18 protein-coding genes are annotated in these 14,381 nt (G+C 66.4%); 9 read left to right on the top strand and 9 right to left on the bottom strand.

Features of this window, described 5'->3' with window-relative positions; translation table 11 throughout:
- The first annotated feature begins 65 nt into the window (after positions 1-65).
- Positions 66-395 (top strand): antibiotic biosynthesis monooxygenase family protein, encoded by a 330-nt coding sequence (locus tag ACF3NP_RS06665; RefSeq protein WP_392398505.1) that lies wholly within the window; start codon positions 66-68, stop codon positions 393-395.
- Between the two features lie 10 nt (positions 396-405).
- Here the strand turns inward: ACF3NP_RS06665 and ACF3NP_RS06660 are convergent, their stop codons facing one another.
- Complete coding sequence (locus tag ACF3NP_RS06660) at positions 406-699, bottom strand: chorismate mutase (protein ID WP_070472910.1); 294 nt, start codon at positions 697-699, stop codon at positions 406-408.
- On the opposite strand from ACF3NP_RS06660, the gene pcrA reads away from it, so the two are divergent.
- Positions 638-3,079 carry a DNA helicase PcrA gene (gene pcrA / locus ACF3NP_RS06655; protein WP_392399136.1) on the top strand — a complete coding sequence of 814 codons (2,442 nt, stop codon included), beginning with the start codon at positions 638-640 and terminating at the stop codon, positions 3,077-3,079. The two genes, ACF3NP_RS06660 and pcrA, sit on opposite strands and share 62 nt — an antisense overlap.
- A gap of 3 nt (positions 3,080-3,082) precedes the next feature.
- Here pcrA and ACF3NP_RS06650 read toward each other — a convergent pair whose 3' ends face one another.
- The gene (locus ACF3NP_RS06650; RefSeq protein WP_392398504.1) at positions 3,083-3,781 is read right to left on the bottom strand and encodes a M23 family metallopeptidase; all 699 of its coding nucleotides are present in this window, start codon (positions 3,779-3,781) and stop codon (positions 3,083-3,085) included.
- A 317-nt stretch (positions 3,782-4,098) separates the two neighbouring features.
- Positions 4,099-4,839 carry a M23 family metallopeptidase gene (locus ACF3NP_RS06645; protein ID WP_392398503.1) on the bottom strand — a complete coding sequence of 247 codons (741 nt, stop codon included), beginning with the start codon at positions 4,837-4,839 and terminating at the stop codon, positions 4,099-4,101.
- 306 nt (positions 4,840-5,145) lie between these two features.
- On the opposite strand from ACF3NP_RS06645, the gene ACF3NP_RS06640 reads away from it, so the two are divergent.
- From ACF3NP_RS06640 to ACF3NP_RS06615, 6 genes are all read left to right on the top strand, one after another.
- A complete protein-coding gene (locus tag ACF3NP_RS06640) occupies positions 5,146-6,381 on the top strand; it encodes a cell division protein PerM (protein WP_392398502.1) in 1,236 nt (411 codons plus the stop codon).
- A 10-nt stretch (positions 6,382-6,391) separates the two neighbouring features.
- A complete protein-coding gene (gene purN / locus ACF3NP_RS06635; RefSeq protein ID WP_392398501.1) occupies positions 6,392-6,976 on the top strand; it encodes a phosphoribosylglycinamide formyltransferase in 585 nt (194 codons plus the stop codon).
- On the top strand, positions 6,969-8,507 hold the full coding sequence (purH, locus tag ACF3NP_RS06630; RefSeq protein ID WP_392398500.1) for a bifunctional phosphoribosylaminoimidazolecarboxamide formyltransferase/IMP cyclohydrolase: 1,539 nt from the start codon (positions 6,969-6,971) through the stop codon (positions 8,505-8,507). Before purN ends, purH begins: the two co-directional genes overlap by 8 nt.
- A gap of 14 nt (positions 8,508-8,521) precedes the next feature.
- On the top strand, positions 8,522-9,391 hold the full coding sequence (locus tag ACF3NP_RS06625; protein ID WP_392398499.1) for a serine hydrolase: 870 nt from the start codon (positions 8,522-8,524) through the stop codon (positions 9,389-9,391).
- 9 nt (positions 9,392-9,400) lie between these two features.
- Positions 9,401-9,964 (top strand): hypothetical protein, encoded by a 564-nt coding sequence (locus ACF3NP_RS06620; RefSeq protein ID WP_392398498.1) that lies wholly within the window; start codon positions 9,401-9,403, stop codon positions 9,962-9,964.
- Positions 9,965-10,035: 71 nt separating this feature from the next.
- Positions 10,036-10,776 (top strand): serine hydrolase, encoded by a 741-nt coding sequence (locus tag ACF3NP_RS06615; RefSeq protein WP_392398497.1) that lies wholly within the window; start codon positions 10,036-10,038, stop codon positions 10,774-10,776.
- Here ACF3NP_RS06615 and ACF3NP_RS06610 read toward each other — a convergent pair.
- The 6 genes from ACF3NP_RS06610 to ACF3NP_RS06585 all read right to left on the bottom strand — a co-directional run bounded on the left by ACF3NP_RS06610 (position 10,773) and on the right by ACF3NP_RS06585 (position 13,907).
- Positions 10,773-11,456 carry a TetR/AcrR family transcriptional regulator gene (locus ACF3NP_RS06610; RefSeq protein ID WP_392398496.1) on the bottom strand — a complete coding sequence of 228 codons (684 nt, stop codon included), beginning with the start codon at positions 11,454-11,456 and terminating at the stop codon, positions 10,773-10,775. The genes ACF3NP_RS06615 and ACF3NP_RS06610 overlap by 4 nt on opposite strands.
- A gap of 145 nt (positions 11,457-11,601) precedes the next feature.
- Positions 11,602-11,853 carry a 30S ribosomal protein S18 gene (gene rpsR / locus ACF3NP_RS06605; RefSeq protein ID WP_172796731.1) on the bottom strand — a complete coding sequence of 84 codons (252 nt, stop codon included), beginning with the start codon at positions 11,851-11,853 and terminating at the stop codon, positions 11,602-11,604.
- An 11-nt stretch (positions 11,854-11,864) separates the two neighbouring features.
- Positions 11,865-12,170: a 30S ribosomal protein S14 gene (gene rpsN / locus ACF3NP_RS06600; protein WP_239217378.1), complete on the bottom strand. Its 306-nt coding sequence runs from the start codon at positions 12,168-12,170 to the stop codon at positions 11,865-11,867.
- 3 nt (positions 12,171-12,173) lie between these two features.
- A complete protein-coding gene (gene rpmG / locus ACF3NP_RS06595; RefSeq protein WP_006841072.1) occupies positions 12,174-12,338 on the bottom strand; it encodes a 50S ribosomal protein L33 in 165 nt (54 codons plus the stop codon).
- Positions 12,338-12,574 (bottom strand): 50S ribosomal protein L28, encoded by a 237-nt coding sequence (gene rpmB, locus ACF3NP_RS06590; RefSeq protein ID WP_181888011.1) that lies wholly within the window; start codon positions 12,572-12,574, stop codon positions 12,338-12,340. Before rpmB ends, rpmG begins: the two co-directional genes overlap by 1 nt.
- A gap of 202 nt (positions 12,575-12,776) precedes the next feature.
- Positions 12,777-13,907 carry an SLC13 family permease gene (locus tag ACF3NP_RS06585; RefSeq protein WP_392398495.1) on the bottom strand — a complete coding sequence of 377 codons (1,131 nt, stop codon included), beginning with the start codon at positions 13,905-13,907 and terminating at the stop codon, positions 12,777-12,779.
- Between the two features lie 188 nt (positions 13,908-14,095).
- Here ACF3NP_RS06585 and ACF3NP_RS06580 point away from each other — a divergent pair, with 188 nt between their 5' ends.
- The gene (locus tag ACF3NP_RS06580) at positions 14,096-14,365 is read left to right on the top strand and encodes a type B 50S ribosomal protein L31 (RefSeq protein WP_181888012.1); all 270 of its coding nucleotides are present in this window, start codon (positions 14,096-14,098) and stop codon (positions 14,363-14,365) included.
- Positions 14,366-14,381 lie beyond the last annotated feature (16 nt).

Below are 14,381 nucleotides of genomic sequence, written 5' to 3'. Positions count from 1 at the left end.
GATCAACGGTAGCCAAAACGTGCTGCGCGCGTCCGCGGAGCGGGGGAGTGTGGATAATGGCGACCATGTCAATTGTGAAAATCAACGCGATTACCGTCCCCGAAGGTTCCGGCGAGGAGCTGGAGCGCCGCTTTGCTGCCCGCAAGCACTCCATCGACGGCCACCCCGGCTTCGAGGGTTTCCAGCTGCTGCGTCCGGTCAAGGGCGAGGACCGCTACTTCGTGGTCACCCGCTGGGCAGACGAGGAGTCCTACAACGCGTGGTGGGAAGGCGCCGGCCGCGCCGGGCACGGCGAGTCGAAGGACGCCGATAGTGGCAAGCCCCGCAAGCCGGTCTCGCAGTCCGCGGACCTGCTGGAGTTCGAGGTCGTGCTCGACTCGCTGGAGCAGGACTAGCGGAACAGGACTAACCCAGCTTGCCGCGGCCGAGGCGCAGCAGGATCTGCGCTAGGCCGGGGCCTTCCTCGCCCAGTTCGTCGCGGAACTGGTTGATTATGGCGACCTCGCGTGTGTGCACGAGGCGGGTGCCGCCGGAGCCCATGCGGGTTTTGCCGATGGCGCTGGAGATCTCGCTGCGGCGCTTCACCGCGTCGAGGATCACGCGGTCCAGCCGGTCGATCTCTTTGCGGTACGCCTGAATCTCCGCGTCCGAGAGTGGGTCGTCTGTGCCGGAAGGCATGCGGATTTCAAGCTCGCTCATGGGTGCTCATTATGCCAGTTCGAACACCCGCGCGGGTCGTGTCGGAGGCGTTAGTACAGTTACGGCCATGACTGATCTGACTCTGGGTTTGAATCCGCAGCAGCAGGCCGCCGTCGTCCATGAAGGCAGCCCGCTGCTCATCGTTGCGGGCGCGGGTTCCGGCAAGACCGCGGTGCTCACCCGCCGCATTGCCTACCTGCTGCACAACCGCGGTGTGGCGCCGTGGCAGATCTTGGCCATCACCTTCACCAACAAGGCCGCCGCGGAGATGAAGGAGCGCGTGGGCCAGCTGGTCGGCCCGGAGGCGGAGCGGATGTGGGTGGCCACCTTCCACTCAGTGTGCGTGCGCATCCTGCGCCAGCAGGCCCAGCTGGTGCCGGGGCTGAACACTAACTTCACCATCTACGACTCGGATGATTCGCGCCGCCTTTTGGGCATGATTGCCAAGGACTTCAACCTGGATTTGAAGAAGTTCACGCCCCGCACCCTGGCCAACGGGATCTCGAATCTGAAAAACGAGCTGATTGGCCCGGAGACGGCGCTGGCAAACGCCGAGCGCACCCACAACCCGTTCGAGACCACGGTGGCCAAGGTGTACGTGGAGTACCAGCGCCGCCTGCGCCAGTCCAACGCGCTGGACTTCGACGACCTCATCGGCGAGGTCGTGCGCATCTTCAAGGAGCACCCCCAGGTCACCGACTACTACCGCCGCCGCTTCCGCCACGTGCTTGTGGACGAGTACCAGGACACCAACCACGCCCAGTACGAGCTCATCCACACCCTTGTCGGCGACGGTCCGGACGCGCCGGAGCTGGCGGTGGTGGGCGACTCGGACCAGTCCATTTACGCCTTCCGCGGCGCGACCATCCGCAACATCGAGGAGTTTGAGCGCGACTACCCGAACGCCACCACGATCATGCTGGAGCAGAACTACCGCTCCACGCAGAACATCCTGGGCGCGGCGAACGCGGTGATCGCGCAGAACGAGGGCCGCCGCCCGAAGAAGCTATTGACGGACCAGGGCTCCGGCGAGAAGATCGTCGGCTACGTCGCGGACAACGAGCACGACGAGGCGCGCTTCATCGCCTCGGAAATTGACTCCCTGGCCGACAGGGGAGTGCCGTACTCGGACATGGCGGTGATGTACCGCACCAACAACGCCTCGCGCGCGCTCGAGGACATCTTCATCCGCTCCGGCATCCCGTACAAGGTCGTCGGCGGCACGCGGTTCTACGAGCGGCGCGAGATCCGCGACATCGTCGCCTACCTCAAGGTCTTGGAGAACCCGGACGACACGGTGAGCATGCGCCGCATCGTCAACGTGCCCAAGCGCGGCATCGGCGACAAGGCGCAGGCGATGGTGGCGCTGCACGCGGAGAACAGCAACCAAAGCTTTGGGCGGTCGCTTGTCGACGCCACCTTAGGCAACGTCGACATGCTGGCAAAAGCTGCCACGAACTCGATCACGCGCTTTGTGGAGATGATCCGCCAGATCCGCGACGACATGCCGGCGATGCGCAACGAGGTCACGGGCATGCCGGATCTGGGCGCGCTGATCACTCGGGTGTTGGAGGACACCGGCTACCGCGCCGAGCTGGAGGCATCGAACGACCCGCAGGACGGCGCGCGCCTGGACAACCTCAACGAGCTGGTCTCTGTGGCCCGAGAGTTCTCCTCCGAAGCAGCCAACCAGGTGGCGTACATGACCGATGAGGAGCTTAACGAGGTGATGCAGGAAGGTGAGCCCGCGCCGGGGTCCCTGCAGGCCTTTTTGGAGAAGGTTTCTCTGGTGGCTGACGCGGACCAGCTGCCGGAGCACGAGCAGGGCGTGGTCACGCTGATGACGCTGCACACGGCGAAGGGCCTGGAGTTCCCCGTGGTGTTTGTCACCGGCTGGGAGGACGGGCAATTCCCGCACCTGCGTGCGTTGGGGGATCCGGCGGAGCTCGCCGAGGAGCGCCGCTTGGCGTACGTGGGCATTACCCGCGCCAAGGAGCAGCTCTACCTCACCCGCGCGATCCTGCGCGCCTCCTGGGGCTCACCGGTGACCAACCCTGCCAGCCGCTTCCTCGCAGAGGTCCCGGAGGACCTCATCGACTGGCGCCGGTTGGAACCGGAGCGCTCATTCAGTTCTGACGCGTGGGGTGCCCCCACCCGCTCCCGCCCGCCGGCCCGCTCCCGCCGGGGCGGTTCCGGGGCCAAGGTGCACAAGAACCTCAACCTCGCCGTGGGCGACCGGGTCAATCACGCCAAGTACGGGCTCGGCACCGTGATGGCGGTTGAGGGCTCAGGCGTGCGGGAGACGGTGACGATTGACTTCGGCTCCTCGGGCACCGTCCGCCTGATGACGATTGGCGGCGTGCCCATGGAGAAGCTCTAGCCGCTAGATCTTGATGCCCTGGGCGGCGAACCACGGCACCGGGTCCACCTGGTTCACGCCGTCCGGCTTGATCTCGAAGTGGAGGTGCGGGCCGGTGGACTGGCCCTCGCTGCCGATGGAGGCGATCTTCTGCCCGGCGGTCACGCGCTGGCCCACGGAGACGTCGTAGTAGCGCATGTGGCCGTAGACGGACACCTCGCCACCGTCGTGTTTGATGACCACCCAGTTGCCGAAGCCGCGTGCCGGGCCCGCGGCGATGACGGTGCCGTCCATGACGGAGTAGATCGGGGTGCCCAGGTCGTTGGCGATGTCGATGCCTTGGTGCACGGTGCCCCAGCGGGGGCCGAAGCCAGAGGTGAAGCGGCCGGAAGCCGGGGTGATCACGGCGCGGCCGTCGGCGGTGCGGCCACGCTGCGGGGCCACCCAGTCGCTGCCCTTCGCCGGAGCGAACGCGGCGGCGAGCGGAGCCTCGAGTGCGCGCGGGTCGTAGACGATCTTGTAGTCGCCTGCGGTAATCGTTGCACCGCTTTCCTTGATGGCGCCAGCGGCCTTCGCTACTGCGCCCAGGGCCTGGCCCGCGTCGGAGACGGTTGCGCCACCCACAGTGACGGTCAGGGCGGTAGCAGGCGCGGGCGTAAGGGTGAGCGCCATTGCCGCTGCGGCCGAGACGGCTGCGATGCTCGAAGTGAGACGTCGTTTCATGTTTGGGGGATACCTTTTCTAACTCTGTAGAGGGCTAGGCGCGGTCTCGGCCACGCACACAGGCAGAGAATCTAACCGGCGAAATGGCCTCTGGCAATGCTGTGACGTGCACGTTTGTTCGATTTTCGGGGGCATCTTTTGCGTCCGTCCAGCTCACCCGGCGTGTTGCTGATGTGAAAATTGTTACCCATGGTATTAGGAGGCGGGGGTAGGGGATTTACCCCCGTCAAAGAGGTTTCGCGCAGGGGCAACGCGGAAACGGGGCCTTCCGCACGTCGATTAGCGCGAAAGGCCCCGTTGGGAAAGGGCTGAAAGGTTTAGAGGCTGATGCCTCGGGCTGCCAGCCAGGGGGCAGGGTCCGACGGGCTGGCGCCGTCAGGCCAGATCTCAAAGTGGAGGTGGGAGCCGGTGGAGAAGCCCTCGCTGCCCATGCCGGCGATGAGCTGACCGGGCTGCACAACCTCGCCGACGGCGACGTAGAGGGACTGCATGTGGCCGTAAACGGAGATGGAGCCGTCCTCGTGGCGGATGCGGATCCAGTTGCCGAAGCCCTGCGCCGGGCCGGAGTCGATCACGGTGCCAGCGGCAACTGCGCGGATCGGGGTGCCCGGGGTGTTGGCGATGTCGACGCCGTTGTGCATCGAGCCCCAGCGCATACCAAAGCCCGAGGTGAAGGCACCCTCGGCCGGCTTAGTAAACAGCGGCGCGCGGGCGGCTTCGTCCAGGCGGGCAACCTCGTCGGAGTGCTGGATAGCCTTGTCCAGCTGCTCGGTGAGGTTCTCCACCGGCTTGTACTCGGCGATGGAGAGGATCTGCGGGGTCTCCTCGGCGGGAGCCTCGTCCACGCCCGGATCGGCGCTCTGGAGCTCGTCGGCGTCTGCGGCGAGCTTGATGTTCTGTCCCTGCTCGGCATCCTGGTTGCTGGTGAGGGCACCGGCGACCAGGCCGGAGAAACCAGCGGTGGACACAGCGCCAGTGGCTGCTGCGACGACGGCAACGCGCCCCTTGTTGGGGGACTGCTTGCGGTGCTTGCCGCCCTGCTTCTTGGAGTTGAACATGAGCCCTCTTTGAGATCTTCCGTTGGCCATCTCCTCCGCTGTTCACAGCGGAATCGTGACCTTCCTGTTATCTACGAGAGGTTACTGTAACGAATCGGTCTCGTCGGAGCAAGACAGAAGCTGAAATATTTCTTAAATCGTGCTTATTCGGGCGAACGTTACACCCCCGCCGCGTTAGAGATGTGCGCCACGCCGTTGCGTAGCGGCGATGAACCGCCGCATTTCGCCAGGTGACGCCGCCAGGCAGCGGGCCGGGCGGGTGTCACTGTGGTGGGGGTTGTCGCCGGGGTGGCAGAGTAGGACGCGATGAGCACCACACCCAATCAGAGGCCGCGCCAGTCGGATGCGCGCCGTCAGCGTCGCAAAGGCGCAGCCAAGCGGAAGATCACGGGCGTCAAACGCCCCGCGGACAGCGGCAAAATGCCCGCCACGGCGAAAGAACGTGTGCGCCACTACCTGCCGTACGCGCTCGTGCCGAACCTGGCGCTGGTGCTCGGCATCGTCGCGTTGTGCTTCGCGGTCATTCTCATTGCAGGTTGGAGCCTCACGTATTTCCCCGGCGCTGTCGGCGAGGCATGGTTCGCTCTCCACGGCGTGCCTTTGCTTATCGACGGCGTCTCGCTCACCGCAATGCCTCTCCTTCCCGCGGTAGGGGTGGCCGCCGTGGTGGCGGTGCAGGTGCGCAAAGCCACCGCGGGCCGCGTCAGCGTGCTGGATCTGCTGACGCTGCTCGGGCTCGCGCTCGGCCTGCCGCTGCTAATCAGCGCCATCGCGCTGTTCATGGTGTTCGACGCCTCGCACGTATACCCGGTGGGGATGCCGCCCGTCGTCGCGGCGTTCGTCTACCCGCTGATCGTGCACCTGGTGGGCTTCATCATCGGCGTGCGGCGCGTGGTGTGGCACGCGCTGGCCAAGCGCAGCGGCGTCCCGGCGGAGGCGGTGGACGCGGGGGCGCACGCGGCGAACCTCATTCTCCGCCTGCTTACCGCGGCCACGGTGGTCTTCCTCGTCGCCCTCGCGTTCGGCTACGGCCGCGTTAGCGAGCTGGTCTCCCAGTTCCCGCAGCTCGGGGTCGGCGGGGCACTAGCCCTGGTGGTCTTGAGTCTGCTGTACCTGCCCAACGCGGCGGTCGCGCAGCTCGCGGTGCTGCTCGGCGGCAGCTTCGAGGCCGCCGGCGCGGGCGTGAGCCTGTTCGCCACCTCCAACGTGGCCTACCCGCCGCTGCCGCTGTTCGCGGCGATCCCGGCGGAAATGCCGCAGTGGGCACCGGTGCTGCTGATTGTGCCGGCGGCGGTGCTTGCGCACGCGTTCGTCGTCAAGCCTTTGAGCCTCGAAAGCGTCGCTGCGGCCGCCACGTGGGCCGCCCTGATGGGAGCGCTGCTGGGCATCTTCTCGTCCGGGGGTGCCGGGGCTTACGGGCTTGTCGGCGCGGATCCGTTCGCGCTCGCATTGTCCCTGTTTATTTGGGTCGCGCTGACGGGCGCGCTTGTGCGCGGCGTGGCGCTGGTGAGGCAACGCGCATCCGCGCGCAGCGGTAGTTAGACTTGGGCTTGTGAGTGACTCTGCGAAATCGGTGGCCGTGCTCGCGTCGGGCACCGGCACCCTGCTGAAAGCGATCATCGATAACCAGGAGAACCGCTACCGCGTCGACCTCGTGGTGGCGGATCAAATTTGTCCGGCTCTGCAACGCGCGAAGAACGCCGGCATCCGCACCGCCGTGGTGCCGATGGAGACAAACCGCAACGCCTGGAACGACAAGATGGTGGCCGCTGTGGCCTCCGTCGAGCCGGACTTGGTGGTTTCTGCGGGATTCATGCGTCTGCTCGGTCCGGCGTTCGTGCAGGAATTTGAGGGGCGCACAATCAACGCCCACCCGTCGCTGTTGCCTTCGTTCCCGGGCGCGCACGCGGTGCGCGACGCGCTGGAGCACGGCGTGAAGGTCACCGGCTGCACGGTGCACTACGTGGACGCAGGCCTGGACAGCGGCGAGATCATCGCCCAGCGCGCCGTGGAGGTGCAGCCGGGGGACACGGAGTCGGAGCTCCACGAACGCATTAAGAAGGTGGAGCGCGAACAGCTCGTTCACCTGCTGCACAACCTCGAAATTGCCAACGGAAAGGCTGTATTCAATGTCTAAGCGGGAAATCAAGCGCGCGCTGATCAGCGTCTACGACAAGACCGGGCTGGAGGAGCTGGCCCGCGCCCTGGGGCAGGCGGGTGTGGAGATCGTCTCCACCGGCTCCACCGCCCAGCGCATCGCCGACGCGGGCGTTTCCGTCACCGAGGTCGCGGACGTGACCGGCTTCCCGGAGGTGCTCGACGGCCGCGTGAAGACGCTGCACCCGCGCGTGCACTCCGGCATCCTCGCGGACCTGCGCAAGGACAGCCACGTGGACCAGCTGCAGGAGCTGGGCATCGAGCCGTTCGACCTTGTCGTGGTCAACCTCTACCCGTTTGAGGAGACCGTCGCGTCCGGCGCAAGCTTCGACGAGTGCGTCGAGCAGATCGATATCGGCGGGCCGTCCATGGTCCGCGCCGCGGCGAAGAACCACCCGTCGGTCGCCGTGGTCACCTCGCCTGCCCGTTACGGCGAAGTCGTCGAGGCCGTCAAGGGCGGCGGCTTCGACCTCGAGCAGCGCAAGCAGCTTGCGCTCGAGGCATTTACGCACACTGCGCTTTACGACGCCGCGGTCTCCTCCTGGCTGTCCAACCAGCTCGGCGCGGACGCCTCCGGCGCCGGCGAAGACACCACCACCCTGCGCTACGGCGAGAACCCGCATCAGGCCGCCCGCCTGGAAAACGAGGGCTGGGGCCTGGCAGCCGCCACCCAGCACGGCGGCAAGGAGATGAGCTACAACAACTACCAGGACGCCGACGCCGCATGGCGCGCCGCCTGGGACCACGAGCGCCCGTGTGTGGCGATCATCAAGCACGCCAACCCTTGCGGCGTGGCCGTGTCCGACACCTCGATCGCGGACGCGCACAAGAAGGCGCATGCCTGCGACCCCGTTTCCGCCTACGGCGGCGTGATCGCTTGCAACCGCGAGGTCACCCTGGAGCTGGCGGAGCAGATCAAGCCGATCTTCACCGAGGTTGTCGTCGCACCGTCCTACGCCGCGGACGCGCTCGAGCTGCTGCAGACGAAGAAGAACCTGCGCATCCTCGAGGTTGAGCCGAAGCAGCAGGACGAGGAGCGCAAGCAGATCGCCGGCGGCTGGCTCGTGCAGGAGCGCGACCGCTTCCAGGCCGAGGGCGACACCGCCGCCAACTGGACCCTGGCTGCGGGCGAGGCGGCCGACGAGCAGACTCTTGCCGACCTCGAATTCGCCTGGCGCGCAGTGCGCTGCGTGAAGTCGAATGCAATTCTGATCGCGGCCGAAGGGGCGTCGGTAGGCATTGGCATGGGCCAGGTCAACCGTGTGGACTCCGCAAAGCTCGCGGTGGACCGCGCCAACACCCTCGACGAGGGGCGTAACCGCACCAATGGCGCCGTGGCTGCCTCCGACGCGTTCTTCCCGTTCGCGGACGGGTTCCAGCTGCTGGCTGATTCCGGCGTGAAGGCCGTGGTGCAGCCCGGCGGATCCATCCGCGACGAGGAAGTCATCGCCGCCGCTGAGGCCGCCGGCGTGACCATGTACCTGACCGGCACCCGCCACTTCGCCCACTAGAAAGACCGTTTCCCGTGCCCTCCAAAGTTGCAGCCCTGGCCCTGACCGCGGGCCTGGCATTCCCCATGTCGTCGGTGCCGACTTACACGGCGATCGACCAGATTCCCGTGATCGGCCAGCCAATCGTGCAGGCCTACAACCAGCTGCCGCCGCAGGTGAAAAACGCGATCCGCCTGCCGCTGCCGCTGACCACCCCGAAGCCCGGCAAGGCGCAGCACGTCGCGCCCGCAGTGGACGTCCAGGCGCAGCTGGACCGCCTTGTGGCGGGCGTGGTGGGACGCCACGGCGGCCGCGCCACCGTGGCGGTGGGCAGCTTCACCGCCGGCGACAACCGGCCCGAGCCCGCGTTTTCCACGATGAAGGTGCCGCTGGCCATCGCCGCGCTGCGCCAGAGCCAGGCGTTCTACCCGGACGCTGAGGCCGCCGTGACCCGCTCCGACAACCCCGCCGCGCACCACATGTTCGGCCAGGTCCCGGCCGCGAGTTACGAGGGCGTGATCCGCGAAGCTGGCGCCCGTACGACCACCCCGGCGGGCTACCAGATGGGCACGATGTGGACCACCAGCGACCAAGCCCAGTTCGCCTCGGGCCTGCGCTGCGTTGCGGGGCACGAGCCGGTGCTGGACATGATGGGCCGCATCGTGGATTACCAGCACTGGGGCCTGGGCCGCATCGGCGGCGCCCGCTTCAAGGGCGGCTGGAACCACTACGAGGGCGGCCACCTGGCCCGTCAGTTCGGCTTGATCCCGGGCCCGAACGGTGACATCGCCGTGGCAATCACCGCCCACAGCCCGAAGGGCCACGAGGGCAGCTTCGCCATGCTGAACGAGCTCGCGGACGGGCTCAACGCCATGCGCGGCGACCTGCCCACGTCGCGTTGTTAGGGGGTTGCCATGAATAACCAAGGCTCCAGCCAATGGAATCCGGACCAGACGTACTCCACGGATCCTGATATCGGACAAACCCAGCAGTTCGGCGCCGTGACGCAGCAGCAGTACGGACAGCCCGACGAGTACGCCCCCAGCTACCAGCAGCCGGAGAAGCGCGGCGGCCCGAGCCCGTGGCTCTACGTTTTGGGCGCGCTGCTGCTCGCCGCAGTTGTCGGTGTGTTGGCGTTCATGGGCGGCTCGGGTGCGTTTAACCGCTCTAGCGAGCCGGTGACCAGCACGGTGGTTGAGACTCGCACGCTGCCGAGGTCGGAGGCGCCCGAACAGCCCAGCAAGGAGCCGACGAAGCGCACGTACTCGCACTACGCCCCGGCTACGGACGTGACCACCGACGGGTTTGCCGCCAACGTCTTTGAGGCGTTCCAGCAGGCGTACGAGCGCACCGGCACGGCCGATATGACTGTGAACGCGTACAGCCCGGCCACCGGCATCACCTACCGCATGACCTGCTCTGGCGGGGAGACGGTGTACTGCACCGGCGGCAAGAACGCCCGGGTCAAGATTTGGTAGCTCGCCGGCGTCTCGGACTCGCCGCAGCCGGCGCACTGTTCTTGTCCGCCTGTTCCGGCGGCCAAGAAACCGTGGTCGTCACCTCAACCGTTACGGAGGCGCCACCGCCGGCCCCCGATGAGCAATTGCCTCTCGACGCCACCGTCGCCCACGTCGAATCCTCCTACGGCGGCCAGCTGGGCATAGCAACGATAGGGGAGCGAGGGCCGGAAACTGCCGGATTCACCGCCCCGAGCCCGGCCTGGTCCACCATCAAGGTGCCGATCGCCGTGGCGGCGATGCGCGCAAACCCCGGTCTCGAGGCAGATGCCCGAGCCGCAGTGAGCGCGTCTGACAACGCGGCGGCGCAGCGACTCTATGATGCCGTCGGGCCGGGCGCGGTCGATGCGGTGCTGGACGATGCCGGGTTGGCTGCGCACGTGAACACTGAACCGCTTCGCCCTGAGTTCTCTGCCTTCGGGCAGACGCAGCTCGGCGTGGCCGACGAGGCCGCTCTGGCGAACACCGTCGCCTGCGTGGAGGGCGCCGACCCGGTGCTGCAGTTCATGGGGCAAATCGACCCCTCGCAGGCGTACGGCCTGGGTGTAGCAGGGGCGCTGTTCAAGGGCGGTTGGGGCCCGGACCCCGCGGGCGCCTACCAGGTTCGGCAGTTCGGGCTTGTGCCGCGCGGCGACGGCACGTGGGCGCCGGTGGCGCTCACCGCGCTGCCCGCGGACGGAACATACGAGACGGGGCAGGAGATGCTCACCCTTGCCGCGGAAATACTCGCCAAGGATCTCGCGCAGCTCCCGGCGGCTGCCTGCCAGCCCTAGTCCTGCTCGTCCTTGCGGGAGACTAAGTCCACCAGCTGGAGCATGCGCTCGGTGCGGCGTTCCGGCAGATCCGTGTGGAGCACGTCCAGTACGGCGTCGGCGATGGTGACGGCGGGGGCGGGCAGGGCATCGTCGACAAGCGGGTAGGGCGCGGTGCCTGTGTTGTCGCGCATCTCGATGGCCGCGAGCGTCATGTGGAACGGCAGGTCGATGCGCGGGTCATCCTCGCCGACGATCTGCCCCGACAGCTTGCGGAAGATCCCCTCCAGCTCCTGGCGCGCCTCGTGGTACTCCGCGAACTCCTCGGACAAAAGCACAGGCAGTTGGTAGAGCCTGCCGATGTTCCAATTCGAGGACAACAGGATGCGCGACTCGGCGGCCACGAGAGCCCAAAGCTTCACCGCCGCCGACTCGTCGGTCTTGGCCAGATCCGACGCGAGCGCCAGCGCTGGCTGGATCGTGCCCATCAGGAGCGTGAGAAAGATGTCGCGCTTGGAGGGGAAGTGGTAGTACAGCGAGGCCTGGCGCATGCCCACCGCGTCCGCGATGTCGTGGGTGGAGGTGGTGGCGAAACCTTTGCGGGTGAACAGCTCGGAGGCGGCGTCGAGGATCTCCTCGCGCGCGGTGTCGCCTCTGCGGCGGGGGCTTTGCTTGCGTGGCCGTCCGACCGGTTTCGCCATGCCTTCCGTCCTTCGTCATAGCTCGCTATTTATGGTTGCGCGGGATAACTATAGACGAAAAGCACCCGCTCTCGACCCTCCGGGGAGGGGAGTGCGGGTGCTTGAAAGAGCCGAAGACTCTACGCTGTCATCGTCAACCGGCTAATTAGCGGGTGGTGAACGGCAGAAGAGCCATCTCGCGCGCGTTCTTCACAGCGGTAGCGACTTGGCGCTGCTGCTGCGGGGTCAGACCCGTCACGCGGCGGGAGCGGATCTTGTGGCGGTCGGAGATGAACAGACGCAGGGTCTCAACATCCTTGTAGTCGACCGACTCGATGCCCTTCGCCTTCAGCGGGTTCTTCTTCGGGCGGCGGGACTGCTCAATGCGCGGCTTACGCGAATTGTTGCGCTTCATAATGTGAGTCCTCCTTACCACGAAGACTTACGGACGCCAGGCAGCTCACCACGGTGAGCCATCTCGCGCATACGGACACGGGACACACCGAACTTGCGGAGGTAGCCACGGGGGCGACCGTCACGCGAGTCACGGTTGCGCACGCGAACCGGGGAGGCGTCGCGCGGCTGACGGTTGAGCTCGAACTGTGCATCAAGACGGTCCTCGTCAGAGGTCTCCGGGTTCTTGATGATGGCCTTGAGCTCCTGACGACGCTCCGCGTAGCGGGCGACGATCTCTTTACGCTGCTCGTTCTTAGCGATCTTGGACTTCTTCGCCATGGATTATCGCTCCTCGCGGAATTCGACGTGCTTGCGAACAACCGGGTCGTACTTCTTCAGCGTGATGCGGTCCGGGTTGTTGCGCTTGTTCTTGCGGGTCACATAGGTGAAACCGGTGCCCGCAGTGGACTTGAGCTTGATGATCGGGCGGATATCGTTACGTGCCATTAGATCTTCTCACCTCGTGCGCGGATCTGGGCGACGACGGACTCGATGCCGTCGCGGTCGATGATCTTCAGACCCTTGGTGGAGACGTTCAGGGTGATGGTACGGCCCTCGGAGGGCAGGTAGAACCGGCGCTTCTGCACGTTGGGGTTCCAACGGCGCGAGTGGCGGCGGTGCGAGTGCGAGACGGTCTTGCCGAACGACGGCTTACGTCCCGTGACCTGGCAATGTGCCGACATGGGTTAGCTTCCTTACTCTTCTTGCCGCCCACGACACGATCGCTATGTGAGGTAAAGCGCCAGGTGAGAAGCGGAGTGAGGGTCCGCGACCAGCGCAAGTGCAATCGGTTGACGCAGGCGTAAACGTGTACTTCGACAACAGCGAGAGACAACCATACCGTCTTAGGCCTCTATCTCATAATCGCGTCTGGCTGGCTTTTCTCTAGCCTGCCGCCAGCAATGCAGCGGTGGCGGCAGTGACGGCTACCGGGGCGAGCACTAGGCCCCACAGGATGAAGTGGCGCCAGGGCACCGCGGCCCCTGCCCGCTTCAGCTGGTCCGCCCAGAGCAAGGTGGCTAGCGACGCCCAAGGTGTCACCAGCGGGCCGGCATTGACGCCGATAAGTAGGGCCATCACGCCGTCTTGGCCGCCGGCCGCGGGCTCGAGCGCGAGGAATGCGGGCAGGTTGTTGATGCCGTTGGCGAGAAGAGCGCCCGCCGCGGCGATGGCGCCGGGGTGCGCGCCGTCGAGAAGGCCCACCGCAGCGGCAACGGCATCGACGTGGAGGGCCAGCGCCGCTGCGGCTGAGAGTGCGGCCGCGAGGAGCAGCGCGTGCCACGGGATCAGCGAAGCGGCACCTGCCTTGCGGCCGTTCGTGCCCACCGCGAACCACATCGCAACAGCGGCGAGGCTGCCGGTGAGCCAATAGGGAACCGGGCTCAGCAGCGCGGCGACGGTTGCGCCGAGGACAATCAGCGCCGGCGTCGGTCGCGCAACCGCCGTCGGCGCATGGTTGGGCGCGGGGGTGGCGGCACGGTAAATAAGGCGGGCGCTGTACGCGGCGGCGACGGCAACCGCGATCGCCGCGGCGGCGGGCGCGGCGGCCGCGCGGATGTAGTCGTGGTTGGTGCTGAAGGCCCCGCCGCCGAGTGCTAGTAGGTTGGTCAGGTTCGACACCGGCAGCGGCATTGACGCGAGGTTGGCGATCCAGACCACCGACAACGCCACCGCGGGCTGCGGAAGCCGGAAGCGGGACGCCAGCTGCACGGCGAGCGGGGTGAGCATGATGGCCGTGGTGTCGAGGGAGAAGAACACCGTCGACACTATTGTCAATGCCAAAAATCCAGCGAACACCGCCTCGCGGCTGCTTGTGCCGCGTTCGAGTGCTGACACGAGCCACTCGAACATGCGGACGCGCGCGGCCAGGTTCACCACGGCAGACATCCCAGCGGCAAAGGTGAGTACAGGTATCAGGCGTGCAGCGAGTGCGACAGCGTCGGCTGGGCTGGCGACAGTGAGGCCCGCAAACGCCGCAACCGCGGCGGCGGGCAAAAGGAATCGTTGGTGTGGCATGGGGAGGGGGACCGGAGGGGCGTCGATAGGCAAAGTGCGCAATTAGGTAAACGCGCACGTGAACTGTAAGATACTGCGGGTTATCCGGCGACCGTCGGATGAAAAGACCATTTCGCACCCAACTCGGGCACGATCCGCGGGACTTCGCGGAACCGACCCGTAGTTCAATCCTGAGGGAGACGAATCTAATGAAGAAGGATATTCACCCGGATTACCACCCGGTGATTTTCCAGGACGCAAACACGGGCCACAAGTTCCTGACGCGCTCCACCCTGACCTCCGCACGCACTGAACAGTGGGAAGACGGCAACGAGTACCCGCTCGTGGTCGTGGACGTCACCGCCGAGTCCCACCCGTTCTGGACCGGCGCGCAGCGTCTCATGGACACCGCCGGCCGCGTGGAGAAGTTCAACCAGCGTTTCGGCGGCATGGCCCGCCGCAAGAAGAAGGCCAACTAGAGGGGATAAAGGAGAC

This window comes from Corynebacterium lehmanniae, from assembly GCF_043161975.1.
Lineage (GTDB): Bacteria > Actinomycetota > Actinomycetes > Mycobacteriales > Mycobacteriaceae > Corynebacterium > Corynebacterium lehmanniae.
Note: the sequence above shows the minus strand (reverse complement) of the source record. Positions and strands in the feature narration are given on the sequence as shown.